This window comes from Xanthomonas sp. CFBP 8151, assembly GCF_011761885.1.
Lineage (GTDB): Bacteria > Pseudomonadota > Gammaproteobacteria > Xanthomonadales > Xanthomonadaceae > Xanthomonas > Xanthomonas arboricola_B.
On record NZ_JAASQZ010000004.1, the window covers coordinates 151,330 to 172,778 of the forward strand.

Annotated in this window: 16 protein-coding genes and 1 pseudogene; 10 read left to right on the top strand and 7 right to left on the bottom strand. The window is 65.6% G+C overall.

The genetic code is table 11. The features are described from left to right. Positions 1 to 118: 118 nt before the first annotated feature. On the top strand, positions 119 to 355 hold the full coding sequence (rpmB, locus tag FHT08_RS17425) for a 50S ribosomal protein L28 (RefSeq protein ID WP_002809459.1): 237 nt from the start codon (positions 119 to 121) through the stop codon (positions 353 to 355). 13 nt (positions 356 to 368) lie between these two features. Then, positions 369 to 536: a 50S ribosomal protein L33 gene (gene rpmG / locus FHT08_RS17430; RefSeq protein WP_002809462.1), complete on the top strand. Its 168-nt coding sequence runs from the start codon at positions 369 to 371 to the stop codon at positions 534 to 536. Positions 537 to 1,141: 605 nt separating this feature from the next. On the opposite strand, the pseudogene FHT08_RS17435 reads toward rpmG, so the two are convergent. Beyond that, positions 1,142 to 1,256, bottom strand: a pseudogene (locus FHT08_RS17435) (4-oxalomesaconate tautomerase); the annotation flags it as partial. A gap of 62 nt (positions 1,257 to 1,318) precedes the next feature. Between FHT08_RS17435 and cls the strand changes: the two are divergent. The 5 genes from cls to FHT08_RS17460 all read left to right on the top strand — a co-directional run bounded on the left by cls (position 1,319) and on the right by FHT08_RS17460 (position 8,374). Further along, entirely contained in the window at positions 1,319 to 2,737 is a 1,419-nt protein-coding gene (gene cls, locus FHT08_RS17440) for a cardiolipin synthase (RefSeq protein ID WP_166776040.1), read from the top strand. 241 nt (positions 2,738 to 2,978) lie between these two features. Next, positions 2,979 to 4,370 (top strand): FAD-dependent oxidoreductase, encoded by a 1,392-nt coding sequence (locus FHT08_RS17445; RefSeq protein ID WP_166776042.1) that lies wholly within the window; start codon positions 2,979 to 2,981, stop codon positions 4,368 to 4,370. 134 nt (positions 4,371 to 4,504) lie between these two features. Then, positions 4,505 to 6,691, top strand: a complete 2,187-nt coding sequence (gene uvrD / locus FHT08_RS17450) for a DNA helicase II (RefSeq protein WP_104537621.1) — start codon at positions 4,505 to 4,507, stop codon at positions 6,689 to 6,691. Positions 6,692 to 6,979: 288 nt separating this feature from the next. Beyond that, entirely contained in the window at positions 6,980 to 7,570 is a 591-nt protein-coding gene (locus tag FHT08_RS17455; protein WP_104607605.1) for a hypothetical protein, read from the top strand. Between the two features lie 357 nt (positions 7,571 to 7,927). Further along, positions 7,928 to 8,374, top strand: coding sequence for a universal stress protein (locus FHT08_RS17460; RefSeq protein ID WP_016902734.1), 447 nt, complete (start codon positions 7,928 to 7,930; stop codon positions 8,372 to 8,374). A 152-nt stretch (positions 8,375 to 8,526) separates the two neighbouring features. Here the strand turns inward: FHT08_RS17460 and tagK are convergent, their stop codons facing one another. Continuing rightward, positions 8,527 to 9,177: a transcriptional regulator TagK gene (tagK, locus tag FHT08_RS17465; protein WP_104607457.1), complete on the bottom strand. Its 651-nt coding sequence runs from the start codon at positions 9,175 to 9,177 to the stop codon at positions 8,527 to 8,529. A 153-nt stretch (positions 9,178 to 9,330) separates the two neighbouring features. On the opposite strand from tagK, the gene ecfK reads away from it, so the two are divergent. Both ecfK and FHT08_RS17475 read left to right on the top strand, forming a co-directional pair. Then, positions 9,331 to 9,870: an ECF-type sigma factor EcfK gene (gene ecfK, locus FHT08_RS17470; RefSeq protein WP_166776251.1), complete on the top strand. Its 540-nt coding sequence runs from the start codon at positions 9,331 to 9,333 to the stop codon at positions 9,868 to 9,870. Next, positions 9,849 to 12,377: a serine/threonine-protein kinase gene (locus FHT08_RS17475; RefSeq protein ID WP_166776044.1), complete on the top strand. Its 2,529-nt coding sequence runs from the start codon at positions 9,849 to 9,851 to the stop codon at positions 12,375 to 12,377. The genes ecfK and FHT08_RS17475 overlap by 22 nt, the downstream gene beginning before the upstream one ends. Before the next feature lie 219 nt (positions 12,378 to 12,596). Here the strand turns inward: FHT08_RS17475 and FHT08_RS17480 are convergent, their stop codons facing one another. Continuing rightward, positions 12,597 to 12,878 (bottom strand): DUF2782 domain-containing protein, encoded by a 282-nt coding sequence (locus FHT08_RS17480; protein WP_039515413.1) that lies wholly within the window; start codon positions 12,876 to 12,878, stop codon positions 12,597 to 12,599. Positions 12,879 to 12,955: 77 nt separating this feature from the next. On the opposite strand from FHT08_RS17480, the gene polA reads away from it, so the two are divergent. Beyond that, a complete protein-coding gene (gene polA, locus FHT08_RS17485; protein WP_166776045.1) occupies positions 12,956 to 15,757 on the top strand; it encodes a DNA polymerase I in 2,802 nt (933 codons plus the stop codon). A gap of 431 nt (positions 15,758 to 16,188) precedes the next feature. Here polA and hemF read toward each other — a convergent pair whose 3' ends face one another. The 4 genes from hemF to FHT08_RS17505 all read right to left on the bottom strand — a co-directional run bounded on the left by hemF (position 16,189) and on the right by FHT08_RS17505 (position 21,363). Continuing rightward, positions 16,189 to 17,088, bottom strand: coding sequence for an oxygen-dependent coproporphyrinogen oxidase (hemF, locus tag FHT08_RS17490; protein ID WP_104537627.1), 900 nt, complete (start codon positions 17,086 to 17,088; stop codon positions 16,189 to 16,191). Positions 17,089 to 17,396: 308 nt separating this feature from the next. Beyond that, positions 17,397 to 17,975: a hypothetical protein gene (locus FHT08_RS17495; RefSeq protein ID WP_166776047.1), complete on the bottom strand. Its 579-nt coding sequence runs from the start codon at positions 17,973 to 17,975 to the stop codon at positions 17,397 to 17,399. Then, positions 17,972 to 18,688: a hypothetical protein gene (locus FHT08_RS17500; protein ID WP_104607452.1), complete on the bottom strand. Its 717-nt coding sequence runs from the start codon at positions 18,686 to 18,688 to the stop codon at positions 17,972 to 17,974. The genes FHT08_RS17495 and FHT08_RS17500 overlap by 4 nt, the downstream gene beginning before the upstream one ends. 314 nt (positions 18,689 to 19,002) lie before the next feature. Next, a complete protein-coding gene (locus tag FHT08_RS17505) occupies positions 19,003 to 21,363 on the bottom strand; it encodes a S9 family peptidase (protein ID WP_166776253.1) in 2,361 nt (786 codons plus the stop codon). Between the last annotated feature and the right edge of the window lie 86 nt (positions 21,364 to 21,449).

Here is a 21,449-nt window from a genome sequence, read left to right on the forward strand (position 1 = left end):
GGGTTGCCGGCTTGTTCCCAGCGTAAGTTCTTGATTCCCAACGTTGCGTGGCAGCTTGACGCTGTCGGGGCCGCCGCTCCCCAGGCTATGGGTGGCAATTCATTTATCGAGGTGCGTAATGTCCCGCGTATGCCAAGTGTCCGGCAAGCGTGTGCAGACGGGTAACAACGTCTCCCACGCAAACAACAGAACCCGTCGTCGCTTCCTGCCCAACCTGCACGAGCGTCGCTTCTGGGTCGCCAGCGAGAACCGTTGGGTGAAGCTCCGTGTCTCCGCGCATGCATTGCGCACCATCGACAAGAACGGGATTGATGCCGTTCTGAAAGAGCTGCGTGCGCGCGGCGAAAAGGTCTGAGGAGTAAGCAGTCATGGCAAAAGGCAAGCGTGACAAGATTCGTATGATTTCCTCGGCCGCTACCGGCCACTTCTACACCACGGACAAGAACAAGAAAAACACTCCGGGGAAGATGGAAATGATGAAATACGACCCGGTCGTGCGTAAGCACGTGATGTACAAGGAAGGCAAGATCAAGTAATCCACCGATTACCCGATCTGCATTCCAGCAAACACCCGCCGAAAGGCGGGTGTTTGCGTTTGGGGAGCGTTGCGGGGTTTGATCGCAACAATGGTCGGCGTGCACTCCCCTCTCCCTCGGGGAGAGGGGTTGGGGTGAGGGTACGGGGCAAAGCCACTCGCAGTGGTTGGAGCACCAGAGGCTTCGCACGTACCCTCAGCCGCCCCTGCGAGGCACCTTCACCCGATGGGAGAAGGGAGCGAGACCTCGTTTTTCCGATTGCACGCACCGTCAGTGGCTTGCAGTTCGAGGCGAAGCAGCCGGCGTTTCACTTCTGAAGGCGCGTGGCGACGCGTTTTACGTCGCAGGCGGTGACCGTTCTCCGAGGCGCCCCCTCATCCGCTCCTGCGGGACACCTTCTCCCGATGGGAGAAGGAAGCACAGCTGCAGCCGCGCGCGCAATTGCGTATCCAGGCGCGGATACGCCCGCTGCGCATTGCCTTCGAACACTTGGCCCTGGTCGGCGTCGGAAAGCGCCAATGCATCGAGGTAGCGCTTGGTGCCGTCGAAGTACTGGCCAGTTTGCGGGCCGATGCCGCGCACCGCACCGACTATCTCCGGGACAGCACCTTTACGCCATCCAGGGCGTCCACCCTGGTGCCGGTTGGCAGCAATGCGCCACACCAGGAGCCGGCGATGTCGGTAAACGCCAGCACTCGGTGCAGCGGTGCCGGGCATGCCGGACCCATTGCGTTCACGCACCGGGCCGTCAGAATCGGAGCCTTCTTGAGAACGGATCGCTGATGCTGCCTGACTGGTTGCAAGGGACCTGGCTGCTGGCGCTGGACTGGGTGATTCGCCTGGCCGCGCTGTTGTGGATTCCGGCCCGCACCACGCCGGGTGCGGCGCGCAGCTGGTTGCTGCTGATCGGCTTCGTGCCGGTGGTCGGCCTGCCGCTGTATCTGCTGTTCGGCCACCCATGGTTGTCGCGGGTGCGGGTGCAGCGCCAGGCCACCGCCTCACAGGTGATCCGCGAGCAGCAACTGCCCCTGCACGCCTTGCGCTGGACCCCGCAGGCGGACACCAGCAGCGCCGAGGTGGTGCCGCTGATCGAACGCCAGGGCGATTTCATGCCCACGCTGGGCAACGCGGTGGAACTGCTGGACGACTACACGCAGTCGCTGCAGGCCTTGATCGCCGCGATCGACACGGCGGAAAAGCGCGTGCATCTGCTGTATTACCTGATGTTCGACGACGCGGTGGGCGATGCGGTGGTTGCCGCACTGCTGCGCGCTGGTGCGCGTGGCGTGCGCTGCCGCGTGCTGCTGGATGCGGTGGGCGCCAAGCGCGGTCTGCGCCACTATCGCAAACGGCTGCAGGCCGGTGGGGTGGACGTGCTGGCGGTGTTGCCCGGCGGCCTGCGCTGGCGCCGCAGCGGGCGCATGGATCTGCGCAACCATCGCAAGATTGCGGTGATCGACAATCAGGTGGGCTTTGTCGGCTCGCAGAATCTGGCCGAGGCCGGCTTCATCGATGGGGTGCCCAATCGCGAGCTGGTGGCGCGCGTGCGCGGGCCGGTGGTCAATCATCTGGAAGCGGTGTTCGCCAGCGACTGGTTCACCGAAACCGGACAGCGTCTGGACGTATGGCCGGATGCGTCGGTGTGCGAGGCCAACATCGCCACGCAGTTGCTGCCCAGCGGGCCGGCGTATCCGTTCGAAAACGCGCGCGATGCGATCAACGCGGTGATCCATCTGGCGCGGCGCAAGGTGGTGCTGGTGACGCCGTATTTCGTCCCCGACGAAGCCTTGCTCAGCGCATTGCGCATTGCCGCGGTGTCGGGCGTGGATGTGCAGCTGATCCTGTCGGAGAGCAACAACCAGATCCTGGCGGCATGGGCGCAGGAGGCGTATTTCGAAGAGCTGCTGCGCTGCGGGGTCAAGATCGCGCTGTATCGCCCGCACTTCCTGCATGCCAAGCACTTGAGCATGGATGAGGACATCGCGCTGGTCGGCTCGATCAACCTGGATATCCGCTCGTTCGCGCTCAACGCCGAGATCGGCATGCTCTGCTACGACAAGGGCGTGGTGCAGCGGCTGCGTGCGATCGAGCAGGATTATCTGGCCAATGCACGCCAGCTGGAGCTGGAGCAGTGGCGCACGCGCCCGGCCTGGCGCCGCAGCCGCGAAGGCATTGCGCGCCTGGCCGATGCGTTGATGTAGAGGTTGCGTGTGTACCCGGTCCGTGCGGATGCAGTGCCCATGGGGCATGGGGTGATGTCTGCGGCGGCAGGTGTCGTGGTGATTAGGCGGCCTGCGCCGGCAAGCTCCCGCTGGGTGCGCGCGTGCCCGCGTTCGAACGGACGCGTCAGGCGACCGGCACGTCTGCGTGGCTATCCCGGCCATCGCGGCGGGCATGGCCGCTGTCATCGGTGCGGCGCGACGCATCGCCTACAATCGCCGGATGAATGAACTGCGTGATCCCGGCGATGCAGTGATCGCCATCGTTGGCGGTGGCGCATCCGGTGTGCTGGTGGCGCTGCAGCTGTTGCGTCAGGCCGTGGCGCCGGTGCAGATCGTGCTCATCGAGCCGCACGCGGTGCTGGGCGAGGGCGTGGCGTACTCCACCGCGCGGCCGGAACATCTGCTCAATGTGCCCGCCGCGCGGATGAGTGCGTTGGTGGAGGCGCCGCAGGATTTCGTCGATTACCTGCGTGCGCACGCCTGCTGCCCGGAGCTGGAGGACGCGCAGCTGCCGCAGCACTTCGTCGGGCGCAGGCACTACGCGCCCTACTTGCGCGATCGTCTGCAGGCCGCGCGGGCGCAGGGGCCGGCGACGCTCACCGTCCACAGCGCCCGCGTGCAGAGGTTGCAAACCGATGCCGATGGCGCGCTGTTGCAGCTTGACGATGGACAGACCGTGCAGGCCAACAGCGTGGTGCTGGCGGTAGGCAATGCGTTGCGGCCGTTGCCGCTGCGCGGGGCCACCGGCCTGTCGGCAGCGCAGCGGGTGGAAGCCTGGGATACCGACGCAATCGCGGCGTTGCCGCAGGACGCGGCGGTATGCATCGTCGGCTCGGGACTGAGCATGGCCGACACGGTGGTGACGCTGGCCGCGCAGGCGCATCGCGGGGCGGTGCACGTGGTGTCGCGGCATGGGCTGCTGCCGTTGCCGCAGGCGCACTGCGTGGCGGCGGACTTCGATCCGCAACCGTTGCTGGCGCTGTCGCTGCGTGCGCGGATGCGCAGCTTGCGGCAGCATGCGCGGGTTGCGGTGGCGCAGGGCCTGCCCTGGCAGAGCGTGATGGAGCGTCTGCGCCCGTTGAGTCAGGCTCTGTGGCAAACGCTGTCGGTTGCCGACCAACGCCGCTTCCTGCGCCACGTGGTGCGCTATTGGGATGTGCATCGTCACCGCATCGCCGCGCCGGTGCATGCGCAACTGCAGGCGATGCGCGCGCGCGGACAATTGCAGCTGCATCGCGCGCGGCTGGATGTGGCATTCCAGGCCGGCGCGTGCGTGCGGGTCAGTGCCGGCGCCAGTGCAGGGCATGCCTTGCAGCTGGATGTGCAGACGCTGGTCAACGCCACCGGCGTGGAAATGCGCGTGCAGGCAATGCGCAACCCGCTGCTGCAGCAGCTGCTGGGGCAGGGCATTGCGGTAGCCGGTCCGCATGGGATCGGGGTGGATACCGATGCCGATGGCTGTCTGATCGATGCCGATGGGCATGCCAATCCGCGGTTGCGGGTGATCGGCAGCCTGCGGATCGGGTCGTTGTGGGAAAGCCTGGCAGTGCCGGAGTTGCGTGAGCAGGCAACGGCGATTGCGCGGGACCTGTTGGAATTGCCGGGGCGGTGAGGGGCGCTGTTCCCTTCTCCCGCCGGGAGAAGGCGGCGCGTCGCGGCGGATGAGGGTACGAGCGAAGCCCCGCATTCCCAACCGCTTCATCGCAATCTCAGCCGCAGCGACGCCACACCCGGTAAAATGCGGCGGTGGATGTCTCTCATTTGCTCGATCATTTAAACCCCGCCCAGCGCGAGGCCGTTTCCGCGCCGCCGGGGCACTACCTCGTGCTGGCCGGCGCCGGCTCCGGCAAGACGCGCGTGCTGATCCATCGCATCGCCTGGCTCAATGAAGTCCAGGGCGTGCCCAACCACGGCATCTTCGCGGTGACCTTCACCAACAAGGCCGCCGGCGAAATGCGCCACCGCACCGACCTGCAGCTGCGCAACGGCAGCCGCGGGATGTGGATCGGCACCTTCCACGGGCTGGCGCATCGGTTGTTGCGTCTGCACTGGCAGGATGCGCGGCTGCCGGAAGGCTTCCAGGTCATGGACAGCGACGACCAGCTGCGGCTGGTCAAGCGCGTGGTGCAGGCGCTGGAGCTGGACGAGGGCAAGTATCCGCCCAAGCAGATGAGTTGGTGGATCAACGAGCAGAAGGACGAAGGCCGCCGTCCGCAGCATATCCAGCCCGAGCCCAACGACGACTGGACCGAGGTGCGCCGGCAGGTCTACGCCGCCTACCAGGAGCGTTGCGACCGCTCCGGCCTGCTGGACTTCGCCGAGTTGCTGCTGCGCGCGCACGAACTGCTGCGCGACACCCCGGCCTTGCTGGCGCATTACCGTGCGCGCTTCCGCGAGATCCTGGTCGACGAGTTCCAGGACACCAATGCCATCCAGTACGCCTTCGTGCGCGTGCTGGCCGGCGAGACCGGGCACGTGTTCGTGGTCGGCGACGACGACCAGGCCATCTACGGCTGGCGCGGCGCCAAGGTCGAGAACGTGCAGCGCTTCCTGAAGGATTTCCCCGGCGCGCAGACCGTGCGGCTGGAGCAGAACTACCGCTCCAGCGCCAATATCCTGGGCGCGGCCAATGCGGTGATCGCGCACAATCCGGACCGGATCGGCAAGCAGCTGTGGACCGATTCCGGCGACGGCGATCCGATCGATCTGTATGCGGCCTACAACGAGGTCGACGAGGCGCGCTATGTGGTCGAGCGCGCGCGGCAGTGGGTGCGCGACGGCGGCAGTTACGGCGAAGTGGCGGTGCTGTATCGCAGCAACGCGCAGTCGCGCGCGCTGGAAGAAGCGCTGATTTCCGAGCAGCTGCCGTATCGCGTGTATGGCGGCATGCGCTTCTTCGAACGTGCCGAAATCAAGGACGCGTTGGCGTATCTGCGCCTGCTCACCAACCGCAGCGACGATGCCGCGTTCGAGCGCGCAGTCAATACGCCGACGCGTGGCATCGGCGATCGCACGCTGGATGAAGTGCGTCGCCTGGCACGCGCCAATGCGTTGTCGCTATGGGAAGCGGCGATGCTGTCGACGCAGGAAAACACACTGGCCGCCCGCGCCCGCAATGCGCTGGCCGCGTTCCTGAGCCTGGTCGGCCAGCTGCATGCCGAAACCGGGCAGATGGAACTGGCCGAACGCATCGACCATGTGCTGATGCGCTCGGGCCTGCGCGAACATTGGGCCAAGGAAAGCCGCAGCGGGCTGGATTCGGAATCGCGTACCGAGAACCTGGACGAGCTGGTGTCGGTGGCCTCGCGCTTCACCCGTCCGGACGATGAAGACAGCCAGGGCATGACCGAGCTGGTCGCCTTCCTGGCCTACGCCTCGCTGGAGGCCGGCGAAGGCCAGGCGCAGGCCGGCGAAGAGGGCGTGCAGCTGATGACGCTGCATTCGGCCAAGGGCCTGGAATTTCCCATCGTGTTCCTGGTCGGCCTGGAAGATGGCCTGTTCCCGAGCGCACGCTCGCTGGAAGAAAGCGGCCGGCTGGAAGAAGAGCGCCGCCTGGCCTATGTGGGCATCACCCGCGCGCGCCAGAAGCTGGTGCTGTGCTACGCCGAATCGCGGCGCATCCACGGCCAGGACAACTACAACGTGCCCTCGCGTTTTCTGCGCGAGATCCCGCGCGAGTTGCTGCACGAGGTGCGCCCGAAAGTGCAGGTCTCACGCACTGCCTCGCTGGGCGCAGCCCGCGGCGGACCGGTGCATGGCGTGGTCGAAGCCGCACCGATCAAGCTCGGTGCCAATGTCGAACACCCCACCTTCGGCGGCGGCGTGGTCGTGGACTACGAAGGCGCCGGCGCGCATGCGCGCGTGCAGGTGCAGTTCGACGACGTCGGCGCCAAGTGGCTGGTCATGGCGTATGCGAATTTGACGGTGATGTAAGCGTTTCTTCTATTACTGGGAGAAGCACCGTAGTAGCCGCCGCTAATTGGACGACGAGGCGTTTCCTTCTCCCAACGGGAGAAGGTGGCGCGCAGCGCCGGATGAGGGTACGTCGTGGCGATATAACGCCACACGCCTGTACAGACTTAGTCTTGCAGACAGGCAAAACGTTGCTTCTTATAATGCCTGGAACGCTGATCTCGCATGCAATGCAGTCGAGGAGATATCGATGCGCTCGGCGACGCTGGCAGTGGCGATGAGAAAATTTCGACAGCACGGAGCGAGGCAATGATGGTGGAAGCTACTATAAAAGCTTTTGTGGAAGCCTCGATTTCTGCGGAGGAATTTGAACGGAGTATTCAGTCCGATGCATCCTTTGAACGTCTTCTAAAGAATGAAGTGCGACTGCCTGCCTACATCCAGGAAGCTGATCTCTACACGCATCTGATCAGTCAAGACTACAGTCGGATCGGTTCTGTCTACAATGTTCAACAACTACTTTGCAGCTTCTTGAAGAAACACGAGATTGCGCATATTTGCAGTGAAAAATATGGCGAATTATTCGAGTTGACGCTGAAAGTTCAGCCTAAATGGCTTGATCTTCCAGCGTGGTACTTTTCCCGCGCTATCGATGGTGAAGGCGCTAGCAAGGGGAAGGCGCTGGTGGGGATGTTGAAGAAGAAGATCGCGCAGGATTTTCGCTTCTTGAAAGCTGCACCGAAGTGGTTGCAAAGTCCCGATTGGCCCTTTGTTGAAGGAAGACCGTTGGTGTTTGTAGGGCAGATCGACATTGGCAGTCTTCGTCACGACACGGCGCAGCTGTACATTTTCTATGATGAGCACACTGGAACATTCGTAACTTCCAGCCAATCCTGTTAAAAGCTGTTGGTCTGGGCAATATAGCGGTCAGCGAAAGCTTCAATATGATGCGCACACGTGCGACGCATCCGACACCCAAGGTGCGGTCGTAAACTGGACATCTGACTGTCCTTGCGGACGCGCCGTTGTGCGCTGCCCGATGCATCACCGCGTCATCCATGACACCCTGCGATCGAATCGGACGCAGAGGAACACACGAGCGGATGTGCATAAAATGAGGCCAGCAGGCGAGCTCTACAATCCTGCTTGAGTGCTACTGCAACCCAGCAGCAGAATTGATCCGCATCAAGGTCGACGTCGCTGCACCCTGTCAGGCTGCCATTACCGGCGACGCAGCCGGTCACTTCGGAGGTCACCATGTACAAACGTATCCTGATCGCCATTGATGCATCCGAGCTGTCGCATCGTGGTTTGTTTCAGGGCCTCGAGCTGGCCAAGGCGACGGGCGCGAAAGTGGATATCGTCACCGTGTCCGAGCCGTGGGCGATGGGCATGTACGACGCGATGGGCTGGAGCGTGGGCTACGAGGCAAGTCCGGAGTACCGCAAGGAGCGGGAAGCTGCCGCAGAAAAGATCCTGCGCCCGGCGCTGGAACTGGCGGCCGCAGCCAACATCAAGGCCACGTCGCGTCACGTGCTGGACCGCTTCGCCGCCGAAGGCATCGTGCAGACCGCCAAGGAGTGCAACAGCGACCTGATCATCATGACCTCGCACGGCCGCCGTGGCATGCGCCGCATGCTGCTCGGCAGCCAGACGGTGGAGGTGCTCACGCATAGCTCGATTCCGGTGCTGGTGATCCGCTGATCGTCGGATGTTCTGCTGCGCAACGACACGCTCGGTACATCCCACGCTCAAGTCGCACGCTCTGTCGTAGGAGCGCGCCCGAGCGCGACGAGGCATTACCGGTAACGCCTCTTCGCGCGCAGGCACGCTCCTACGCCGATTGAGGGGCGTTTCTACACTGGCTCGGGCTGAGCGGCAACGCGGCCGGTCGGCCGCGCAACACGCCGTAACGCGTCGGTACGCAGGGGTGCGAGGTGCATCAGCGGCATGCCTGCACGCACCGGCATGTCATCCCGGTGCGTGTGCTGGCTCAGCTCGCGCATGAAACGCCACACCGGCATGTAGTGCCCGCGGCGTGGCGCATGTGGCGGCGGTGCGGCGCGGCACTGGCGGCGCCACTGCATCGGCGGCATGCCGAAACGCTGCTGGAAACAGCGTTGAAACTGCCGCTCCGATGCAAAGCCCATTTCATACAGCAACCAGGTCAGGCTGCACTCCGGGTAGGCCTGCAGATAACGGTACGCGGTGTACAGGCGCTGCGCGCGGATATGGCTGGCCACGCCCCCGCGCGACTGGAACAGCCGGTATAGCGACGCACGCGACAGCCCGAACGCCTGCTGCAGGGACTCGGTACCGAGCTCGGCCTCACCGATGTGCTGCTCGATGTAGGCCAGCAGATCGACCATCAGCGGCGCAGGTGCCACCCCCGATGCCGATGCCTGCGGGACGATGGCGCTGTAATCGCTGGTGTTGCTCATGCGGGTGCTGCCTGCGGCCCACTCCCCGGGGCCTGTCACCTGATCAACCGAGAAAAGCTGCGCCAACCCATCATCGTCTTTCGTGAACCCGGCGCTGCGTCACGCATTAGCGCGATCGACCGCGATCCAGGCCAACCGGCCGGCCCTGTCCTCGATGCGCCACCGCGCTCCGGTCGCCAATGCGGGATACTGCGCTTCCACGCAGGCGAGATGGACCGGATGTCCGAGCTGCCGATCACCGAGTTGTTGCAGGCCTGGCAGCGCGACATACCCGGCGCGAGCGACGCATTGGCGCGGCAGGTCTACGAGGTGCTGCGCGCCACTGCATTGCGCGAGCTGCGGCGCGATGCGCGTGCCGGCCTGCAGGCAACCGAACTGGTGCACGAGGCGTGGATGCGGCTGGAGCAAGGCCAGCAGGGGTTTCGCTCGCGCGCGCATTTCTATGCAGTGGCGGCACTGCAGATGCGTCATCTGCTGGTGGATCTGGCGCGGCAGCAGGTCAGTGCCAAGCGGCTTGGGCAGGCAGTGACCTTGACGATCAGCTTGTCCGACGGTGCGCCGCGGCCGGAGGCCTTGATGGTGGTCGCCGATGCTTTCGACAAGCTGGCGCGGGTGGACGAGCGCAAGGCCAAGGCCTTCGCGCTGACCGAGCTGGTGGGTTTCAGCGTGGCCGAGGCGGCCGAGCAACTGGAGGTGTCGGTGCCGACGCTGGAGCGCGATCTGCGCTTTGCACGCGTGTGGCTGGCGGCGCAGCTGTGAGCAGTGCCGCTACCTCCTGGCAGCGGCTGGAGGCCTTGTTCCATCATGCGTGCCTGCTGCCGGTGGAGGCGCGCCAGGCATTCGCGCGTGCGCAGGCCGGCGACGACGTTGCGCTGCGCGATGAGTTGCTGGCGATGCTGGCGGTGGAAGCGCAGGCCACCCTGCGCGTGCGTGCGCCGCTGCAACAGGCCGCCGCGGCACTGCGCGCGCCGCTGCCGGAACTGCCTGCCGGCACGCGCTTCGGTGCATGGGCGATCGACCGCCTGATCGGCGCCGGCGGCATGGGCCAGGTCTATCTGGGCCATCGCGCCGACGGTGCCTACGAGCGCGAGGTGGCGATCAAGCTGGTGGCCGCCGAAGCCCTGGATGCGCAGGGCCGCGCCTTGTTCGAATTCGAATGCCGGCTGCTGGCGCAGATGGTGCACCCGGCGATCGCGCAGATCCACGACGTCGGCACCGACGCGCATGGCCGTCCGTATCTGGTGATGGAGTATCTGCGCGGCGAGCCGATCACCCGGTGGTGTGATGCGCACCAGCTGTCGCTGCAGGCGCGCGTGCTGCTGATGCTGCGGGTGGGCGAGGCGGTGCAGCACGCGCATCAGAAAGGCGTGATCCATCGCGATCTCAAACCGAGCAACGTGCTGGTCAGCGCGGTCGACGGGCGACCGATGCCGGGCGTGATCGATTTCGGGATCGCCATCGATGTGTCCAACCCCGGCATGATCTCCGCGCATGGTCGCGGCACGCCCGGCTACATGAGCCCGGAACAGGCGCGCGGCGCGCCGGACGTAGACGCACGCAGCGATATCTATGCGCTGGGTGCGATGTTTTACGAACTGAGTTGCGGGCTGGCCCCGGTGGCAGACCGCGACGGCGTGCCGCAGCCGCCATCGCAGCGGGTGGCGTCAGTGCCGGCCGATGCGCGCGCGCGGATCTGCGCGGTCCGCGCGACCACCCACGGCAAGCTGCAGGATCGGCTGCGCGATGGCCTGGATGCGATCGTGCTGCGCGCGTTGGCGCCGGAACCGGGCGCGCGCTACGCGTCGGTGTCGGCCTTGCTGGACGATCTGCACCGTTGGCTGGACGGTTATCCGCCACGCGCACTGCAGGCCGGCGGCTGGTTGCGGCTGCGCAAGTTCACCCAGCGCCATCGCAGTGGCGTGCTGGCCGGTGGGCTGGCATCGATTGCGCTGATCGGCGGTCTGGGCGCCTCGTTGTGGTCGCAGCAGCAGGCCGCACGCGATGCGCAACGCGCGCAGGTCACTGGCGACTTCATGAGCTCGGTGCTGTCCAGCGTGGACCCGGGTATTGCGCAGGGTCTGGACAAGACGCTGATGCTGCGCGTGCTGCAGCAGGCCTCGCAGCGCGCCGCGCGTGAGTTGGCCGATCAGCCGGACGCGCGCACGCAAGTGGAGCTGACCCTGGGCCGCACACTGATCGCGCTGGGCGATTACCCGCAGGCGATGCTGCATTTGCGTACCGCCCAGGCATTGGCGCAGCAGCACACCGGCGCGGCCAGCGTGCCGGCCCTGGAAGCGGCCTGCATGCTCGGCCAGGCGCTCGTCGGCGCCGGCAAGGCGAACGAAGGCGAACAGGCGCTACGCCAAGGCATGGCGCAGGCAGCACGCGGCAACGCAGAACAGCAGGCGCTGGGCAACGAGATGCGTGCACGGCTGGCCTGGGCGTTGCGCGACCAGGGCCGCATGGCCGATGCCATGGCAGAGAGCCGGCACGCCTATGTCGCCGCGCTGGCCAACGCCGCCACCACTGCAGATCAACGCATCGATGCCGGCAATGTCCATGCCGGCATCCTGGCCGACGTCGGCCAGCTGGTGCCGGCGATTGCCCTGCAGCGCAGCTTGCTGCGCGAGCGCATCGCCATGCGCGGGCCGGAGCACCCCCTGGTGCTGTCGATGCGCAACAGCCTGGCGGTGTTCTTGCTGATGCAGCGCGATTTTGCCGCTGCCGAAGCCGAACTGGCCTCGTTGCTGCGCCTGACCCGCAAGCTCTACGGCGACAACGCCGCCGACACCTTGATGGTGGAAAGCAACCTGGCCCACGCATTGCGGCAGCAGGGCAAGCTGGCAGAGGCCGGCCCGCATTACCGCGCAACACTGGAGCGTGCGAGCGCCCTGTTTGGCGACGATGCGCCGGCCACTATCACCTATCGCAGCAACCATGCGTTCTGGCTATTGGACGATGGCCAGCTGGATGCCTCGCTGGCCGAACAGCGCGCTGCGCTCGCGACATCCCTACGCGTGTTGGGCCGTGCGCATCCACAGACCGCCGAGATCCTGCGCGGCCTGTCCGAAGCCGAGCGCAGGCTCGGCCAGATGGCCGCCGCGCGCGATCACGCCGAGCAGGCGCTGCAGATTCTGACCGGCATCTACGGCGATGCCGAAGAACCCTTGCGTGCCGTACGCCAGACCTTGGCGCTGGTCGCACCGGCCAAGGCGCTTCCTGCGACTTCCAGCGTAGAAACCACCACCTCGGTTGCGCAACGCTGAGATCAAGCGTCGGGTCGGCCAAGTGCCGCCGGCCGACAGCCGCCGCAGGGCGACAGCACAGGCAATCCCTGTCGCCATGCGGCGGCGTACCGAAACCGGCGGGCCATCTCGCCCGGCATCAGCCACACAAGGCGGACGTCACCGAACCAGCGCCCCAAGACCCGCCAGGTTTACGCTCTACGAATCCCGAATCCCGAATCCCGAATCCCGAATCCCGAATCACCAGCTATACAGCTTCCAATACACCTTGTTGACCTTGTCCTTCTCCGCATCGGTATGCCCGTCGTGATCGCGGTCGTATAGGAAGTAGGGCGCACCGCGGGCAGGCGTTACCCGCACCATTTCCAGCTGTCCATTGACGCGGTACTCGTCGACCTTGTCGCCGTTGCCCATGGTCTTGCTGGTGACATCCGCACCGGCCGGCACGTCGCCGACCGCACCGCTGGTGGCGCAGCCGCCGAGCAGCAGCAACGGCAGCAGCAAAAGACTCGCTCTCTTCATTGTCGTCATCCGTTCTAGGTCGTCGGCAAGTATGCGCTGGCACGGTGTGGCGTGAGTGTGCAGCGTAGAATTGGCGCATGAGCAGATTAGTCCTGATCGACGGGTCCAGTTACCTGTACCGCGCGTTCCACGCGCTTCCGCCGCTGACCAATGCCCAGGGCGAGCCTACCGGGGCCTTGTTCGGCGTGGTCAACATGCTGCGCGCCACCTTGAAGGAACGCCCGGCCTATGTCGCGTTCGTGGTGGATGCGCCAGGCAAGACCTTCCGCGACGACCTGTATGCCGACTACAAGGCCAATCGCCCGTCGATGCCCGACGACCTGCGCGCGCAGGTACAGCCGATGTGCGACATCGTGCATGCGCTGGGCATCGACATCCTGCGCATCGATGGCGTGGAGGCCGACGATGTGATCGGCACGCTGGCCCTGCAGGCGGCCGCCGGTGGCCTGAGCGTGACCATCTCCACCGGCGACAAGGACTTTGCCCAGCTGGTGCGCCCGGGCATCGAACTGGTCAACACCATGAGCGGCAGCCGCATGGATTCGGACGAGGCGGTGATCGCCAAGTTCGGCGTGCGCCCCGACCAGATCGTCGACCTGCTGGCGCTGATGGGCGACACCGTGGACAACGTGCCCGGCGTGGAGAAGTGCGGCCCCAAGACCGCCGCCAAATGGCTGGCCGAGTACGCGTCGCTCGATGGCGTGATCGCCAACGCCGACAAGATCAAGGGCAAGATCGGCGACAACCTGCGCGCCGCATTGCCACGGCTGCCGCTCAACCGCGACCTGGTCACCATCAAGACCGACGTGACCCTGGCCAGCGGCCCGCGCGCGCTGGACCTGCGCGAGCCCAACGCCGAAACGCTGGCGGTGCTGTACGCACGCTACGGCTTCACCCAGGCGCTGCGCGAACTCGGCGGTGCCGTCGCCCAGGCCGGCCTGCCGACCGAGCCGGTGGCACTCGGCGCTGCCGCAGCCAGCGCCCGCACCGAACCCGGCCGCGCGCGCGGCACCGGCTTCGTGTCCGGCCCGGTCAGTGCCCCGGTGGAAGTGGACCCCGCGCTGTCGGCGCCCGGCCAGTACGACACCATCCTGACCCAGGAACAGCTCGACAGCTGGATCGCACGCCTGCGCGCCGCCGGCCAGTTCGCCTTCGATACCGAAACCGACAGCCTGGATCCGCTGCAGGCCGACCTGATCGGCCTCAGCGTGGCGGCCGAGCCCGGCCAGGCGGCGTATCTGCCGTTCGGCCACAACTTCCCCGGCGCCCCGGCCCAGCTCGACCGTGCCCAGGCGCTGGCGCAACTGGCGCCGCTGCTCACCGACCCTGCGGTGCGCAAGCTCGGCCAGCACGGCAAGTACGACCTGCATGTGATGCGCCGGCACGGCATCGCCCTGGCCGGCTACAGCGACGACACCCTGCTGGAGAGCTTCGTGCTCAATTCCGGCAGCGCCCGCCACGACATGGACAGCCTGGCCAAGCGCTACCTGGGCTACGACACGGTCAAGTACGAAGACGTCTGCGGCAAGGGCGCCAAGCAGATCCCGTTTGCCCAGATCAGCCTGGAAGACGCCACCCGCTACGCCGCCGAAGATGCCGACATCACCCTGCGCCTGCACCAGGTGCTAAGCCCCAGGCTGGCCGCCGAGCCGGGTTTGGAGCGTGTCTACCGCACGATCGAGATGCCGCTGGTGGAAGTGCTGGCACGCATCGAAGCCAACGGCGTATGCGTGGACGCGACCGAACTGCGCCGCCAGAGCGCGGACCTGTCCAAGCGCATGCTTGCCGCCCAGCAGAAAGCCACCGAGCTGGCCGGGCGTACTTTCAACCTGGATTCGCCCAAGCAGCTGCAGGCGCTGCTGTTCGACGAGCTCAAGCTCCCCGCCGTGGTCAAGACGCCCAAGGGCCAGCCCTCGACCAACGAGGAGGCCCTGGAAGCCATTGCCGACCAGCACGAGCTGCCGCGTGTGATCCTGGAGTACCGCGGCCTGACCAAGCTGCGCAGCACCTACACCGACAAGCTGCCGGAGATGATCCACCCGCAGTCCGGACGCGTGCACACCAGCTACCACCAGGCCGGCGCCGCCACCGGGCGGCTGTCCTCGTCCGATCCCAACCTGCAGAACATCCCGATCCGCACCGAAGACGGTCGACGCATCCGCCGCGCCTTCGTCGCCCCGGCCGGACGCAAGCTGGTCGCCTGCGACTATTCGCAGATCGAGCTGCGCATCATGGCGCACCTGTCCGGCGACCCCGGCCTGGTCGGCGCGTTCGAGTCCGGCGCCGACGTACACCGCGCCACCGCCGCCGAGGTGTTCGGCCGCACCATCGACACCGTCAGCGCTGACGAGCGCCGCGCCGCCAAGGCAATCAACTTCGGACTGATGTACGGCATGAGCGCCTTCGGCCTGGCCCGCCAGCTGGGTATCGGCCGTGGCGAGGCGCAGGACTACATCGCGCTGTACTTCAGCCGTTACCCAGGCGTACGCGATTTCATGGAAACCACCCGCCAGCAGGCACGAGACAAGGGCTACGTGGAGACGGTGTTCGGCCGCCGGCTATATCTGGACTTCATCAACGCCGGCAGCCAAGGCCAGCGTGCCGGCGCCGAGCGCGCCGCCATCAACGCACCGATGCAGGGCACCGCGGCCGACATCATCAAACGCGCCATGGTCAGCGTGGACGGCTGGATCGCCGACCACGCCGAGCGGGCGCTGATGATCCTGCAGGTGCACGACGAACTGGTGTTCGAAGCCGAGACCGATTTCGTCGATACGCTGCTGAGCGAAGTGACCACGCGCATGTCGGCCGCTGCCGAATTACGCGTGCCCCTTGTGGTGGATTGCGGCGTTGGCGATAACTGGGACCAGGCGCACTGACGCAGCAGATCAGGCTGATATGTTGAATGTGCAGACCAGACATAATGCGCGTCGCGCATATGCTGATGGAATGAATAAGCGTTAAATTCTACATTTTTTTAACAGATATCTTCACGATCCATCAATGTAGAAAATGGTGTTATATCCCTCGACGGGCGCAACGCCTGTCGGCAGATCTCTCCCATCCCCTGGAGCAGATCTAGGAGCGGAAACTACTCCCCAAGTTTTCCGTTCCCTGGCCCCGCCGACCTCCCCCTGGTCTGCGGGGCTTTTTATTGTTCGGCCTCCGGTTATTTTGCTACGCAACATAACCGGTTCATCGGATTGCACCATTCACTGCTAGCCTTGGCAATCACAAATTTAAATAGGCTTAATTTATTCAATTAATCAACACAGCGTCTCATCAACGCTATGTTTTCCAATTGACGGATTCAACCCAACCAGTCGCGCGGAACCAGATAGTCCATCAGCCGTGCCTCTGCGCTGCCCGGTTCCGGGGTGAAGCCATACTCCCAGCGCACCTGCGGGGGCAGGCTCATCAAGATACTTTCGGCCCGCCCGCCACTCTGCAGGCCGAACAGCGTGCCGCGGTCATATACCAGGTTGAACTCCACATAGCGGCCACGGCGATAGAGCTGGAACTCGCGCTCGCGTTCGCCATAGGGCGTGTCCTTGCGGCGCTCGACGATCGGCAGGTAGGCATCCAGGAAGCCATCGCCGACCGCGCGCTGGTAGGCGAAGTCGCGTTCGAAATCCTGACCCAGGTCGTCGAAGAACAGCCCGCCCACGCCACGCGTCTCGTTGCGGTGACGCAGGAAGAAATAATCGTCGCACCAGCGCTTGTGCGCTGCATAGCGCTCCTCGCCGAATGGCGCGCATAGCGCCTGCGCGGTGCGGTGCCAGTGCAGCACGTCCTCGTCGACCGGATAGAACGGGGTCAGATCGAAGCCGCCACCGAACCAGGCCGCTACCACTTCGCCATCGCGCTCTGCGCGGAAGTAGCGCACATTGGCGTGCGTGGTGGGGACGTGCGGATTGTGTGGATGGAACACCAGCGACACGCCGCAGGCGCGCCATGTCGCCCCCGCCAGCTCGGGCCGATGTGCGCTGGCCGAAGGCGGCAGGCGCGAGCCGGACACATCTGAAAACCCGATGCCGGCCTGCTCGAACACCGCCCCATCGCGCAGGACGCGGGTGCGTCCCCCGCCGCCCTCCTCGCGCTGCCACAGGTCTTCGGCAAAACGCGCGCTGCCATCGATGGCTTCCACGGCAGTGCAGATACGGTCCTGCAGGCCGGTCAAATAATCCCGTACACGGTCGAATTCGTTCATGCCACGATTCTAAGCGCTGCATCGCACTTCATGCAGTCGGGCAAACGCGCCCATTTGTCGCAGGGCCAGGCGGTGCATCGTGTGGGCATAGGGTGCCTGACCAGTCAGGCTTTGCCGGGTCGTCTCACACCAGGATCCATATGCCGGGTGTTCCCTAGCTTGGACCCGTCGCGCTGGTCGGCGCGCATGGTTTCAACAAAAACAGCGGGCAACCGGTGCGGCGTCCTTGCCGCGGCCTCGACTCACCGAGCTTGTGATTCAAGCCCGTACCGTGTCCAACCGTCGCCACGGCCCGAAGTCTCTATCCCTCATGCGTTGCGCCCGCGCGCGGCAGTAAATTCGGCGCGCACTGCAGGCGTGCACAACCGCCATGCCAGCGCTGCGTGGAGACAGCCGATTGCCACCACGCCCAGGCCTGTCAGCAGTAACGCTGCCTGGCGGGTCGCCTGCAGGCGTGCCTGCAGCTGCGGCCACTCGGGGCTGTGCACGACATCGGCAGGCAGCATTGCCTGCACACCCTCGAACAGCGGACCGATCAACGCCAGGGCACCGACATTGAGCAATCCTGTCCCCAGCAACACCGCCACGAACCCGACCCGTGCCCACTCGCGTCGCTGCAGCAAGGCCCAGCTCAGCCCTGCGAAGACCACCGACAGCACCATGCCTATGACGGACAATGACAACGCATGATCGATCAACCACTGCAACGAGGCGGGCAGGGTGATTCCTTCGGGCAAGCCCAGCGCTGCCGCGTCGGGCATCAGCACGATCATCACGATCTGCAGCAGGTTGGACAGTGCACTGACGACACCCAGCAACAGGGACACCCATGCCAACGGCGTGACGAAGCCGCCGCGCGGGCGAGGTCCCGGCGTCGGCGCGCTCATTGCAGCGATGCGATATGGGCGGCCACGGCGGCCTGGCCTGGAGGATCCAAGGCCGGCTGCAGCTGCGCGTACCAACCCGGCAGCGCGTCGGCGGGCAGGCACTGGCGCAGCAACGGTGTGCTGCGTTCCAGGAAGGCTTCGAAGAAGGGCAGCCCGCGCATGTAGAGGAAGTGGCTGTCGGTGATCGACATGCCTGCGTAGGCCTCGCGCAACCACTCCAGATGTGGCAGCGCGTGTGCGCCGTGGCCGGCCCGGGTCAGCGCGGTGAGGAAACTGGTGCGTGCGGTGGCCGGCGAGGTGGAGCGCTCCTGCGCGTTCAAGTCATCGAAAGTCAGCAACCACTGCTCGCCACGATCGATCTCGTTGCACATCACCGAGGTGGTCGCCAACTGCAGTGCGTTGTGCGCGGTGGGCTCGAGCTCGTACAGCGCCAGCCAGTGCGGGTACGCCTCGCGATAGCGGTCCAGCGCGCTCAACGCCAGCGCGCACAGGCGTTGCGCGTCGGCACCCAGGTGCAGTTGTGCCTGCGCAGCGTTGTAGGCGCCCAGCTGATCGCCGTGCTGGAACAGGGTCAGTGCGGGCTGCAGTGCCGGCTCGATCCCGACATCGGTATCGGTGTCATCGGCGGCAGCAACCGGCGCTGCGGTCGGTTCGGCTCGGGGTGTCTTCGCCACCGGGGTCTTGCGTCCAAACAAACGGTCCCACAGGCCCATCGCGATTACCTTGTGCGCGCGACAAAGTGGAAACCGCCGCGGTGCCGGCGGCGCTCCGGTCGGGCGGCGGGCCGGCAGAGGGACGCGCAATGCGCCAGCGATTCTGCCGATCCTGCGCCAAGCTTAGGGCCAGTTGCGTACGTACAGGTGAGTGCCAGGCATGGTGTGGCGTGGTGATGCGCAACGCAGGAGCGCATCACGCGTGCAACATGGCTGATCTGGTGCTTGCTGCAAGATGCGGATGCCGCCGCAGACGCACGACATGTCACCGGGCGGGCGATGCATCACGCATCGCCCGCCCGCAGCGGCATGGCTTACGGCTTCACCTGCTCATTGAACAGCTTGAGGATGCGCTTGTATTCGTCCAGCCACGAATCGGCACGCGTAAAGCCGTGGCGTTCCAGCGGATACGGCGCCACCTGCCAGTTGTCCTTGTGCAGCTCCATCAACTTCTGGGTCATGTCGACCGAGTCCTTGAAGAACACGTTGTCGTCGATCATGCCGTGCGCGATCAGCAGATGGTCGCGCAGTCCGTCGGCATAGTTGATCGGCGACGAGGTCTTGTACGCGTCGGGGTCGAGTTCGGGCGTGTTGAGGATGTTGGAGGTGTACTCGTGGTTGTACTGCATCCAGTCGCCGACCGGACGCAATGCCGCGCCGGCCTTGAAGGTGCCGGGGCTGCGGAACAGCGCCATATAGGTCATGAAGCCGCCGTACGAGCCGCCGTAGATGCCGGCGCGCGCGCGGTCGCCCTGCTTCTGCGTCGCCAGCCACTCCAGCCCGTCCAGATAGTCTTCCAGCTCCGGGTGGCCCATGTTGCGGTAGATCGCGGTGCGCCAGTCGCGGCCGTAGCCTTCCGAGGCGCGGTAGTCCAGGTCCAGCACGATGTAGCCCTGCTGCACCAGCAGGTTGTGGAACATCTGCTCGCGGAAGTACGGCGTATAGCGTTGCGAGACGTTCTGCAGATAGCCCGCGCCATGCACGAACATCACGATCGGATATTGCTTGCCGGGCTCGGGGTTCTGCGGCCCGTAGTACTTGCCCCACACCGTGCCGGCGCCATGCCGGGATGGTACCTGCACATACTGCGGCTCGATCCACGGCTGCGCCTTGAAGGCGGGCGTGCGGGTGTCGGTCAGCAGCGTGGCCTGGCCGCCTGCGGCCGGCACTACCGCCAGCTGCGGTGGCAGGTAGCTGCCTGAGTAACGCACCAGCAACTGCTGCCCGTTTGGCGACAGGCTGAAGCCTTCCACGCCATTCAGTGCGGTGACCTCGGTGAGCTGGTCGCTGCCCAGATCCAGCTTGCACACCTCGTAATCGCCCGGCCATTTCTGATTGCACAGGAAGAACATGCTGCTGCCGTCTGCGCTGGGCACCGGCATCGACACTTCCCACTTGCCGCGGGTACGCCGGCGCGGCTTGCCGTTGCCTTCCACGGTGTACAGCTGCGAATAGCCGGATTCTTCCGACAGCAACCACAGCGTGCGGTTGTCGGGCAGCCAGCCGAAGTCGTTGAAGTCCCAGTTGATCCAGGCACTGTCGCTCAGGCGATGCCGCGGCTGCAACGTGGCATTGGCCAGGTCCACGCTGGCGATCCAACGGTCCTTGTTGTCCACCGCGCGAATCTCCACCGCCACATTGCGCCCGTCATCGCTCCAGTGCACCGCCGGCCCGCTGCCGTCGCCGTCGCTTTCCACACGGACGGCGCGGTTGCCCTTGAGCGCGTCGCGCTTGGCGGCCTTGCGCAGCGCGGCCAGCGGGTCGGTGGCGATACCCGGCAGGGTGTCGAAGGACAGCGGTCTTGCAGTGCCGGCACCGACATCGACCAACCATAGCGCATGCGCCACCGGCGCATTGCGACCGACGCGGGTGCGCACCTCCTGGAATTCCTCGTAGCCGGATTCGGTCACGTACTTGGGCATCTTGCCGGCGTGGCCCTCTTCGGCAGCCTTGGCCTGGGTGACCACCAGCAGATGGCGGCCGTCCGGCGACAACGCGCTGTCGACGATCTCCACCTCATCGCCCAGGTACACCGGCGCTGCCGCACGTGTGGCATCGGCGCGGCGCCAGATGTCTTCCTGCGTGCGTAACGCATCGCGCTGCTCACGGTCGTGCCGCAGCGTGGCCAGCGTGGCCAGTTGCTGCGCGCGCAACACATCAGCCTTGGGCGCAGCGTTGGGATCGCGCTCGGCCTTGACCACCGCAACCTGCGCAGTGCCGCCGTCGGCACGCCAGTGGTACCAGTCGTTGCCCGCGCGCCAGATCGCGCCGCCATCGCTGGCAAATTGCGGCCGCGATTCGACCTCGTTGCTGCGGATCAGCTGGGTCAGCGCGCCAGAGCGCAAATCGCGCAGGAAGATGTCGCCATTGCGCGCAAACAGCATGCGCTGGCGGGCCGCGTCGTAGCTCGGGTTATCCGCATCCAGGCCGGCACGTGCGTTGTCGGCCACGCGTTCGGCGGTGCCGCCGCCGGCGCCCTGGCGATAGGTGTCGCGCACCGGGGAACCGTTGCGTTTGAGCAGGTATTGCACCTGTTTGCCGTCCCACTGCCACCAGGCCTGATCCACCGACGGCCCGATCCAGTCCGGATCGGCCATTACCTGTTCGATGGTGAGCGGTGTGGCCGATTGCGCATGCGCGGTGACAGCCAGCAACAACAAGGACAGCGGCAACAATTTGGGCATCGGTGACAACTGGACGCAACGAGGAGCGGACAAGCCTAGCAGCTTGCTTCCACCGGGGGCTTGGGCCACAGGTCATG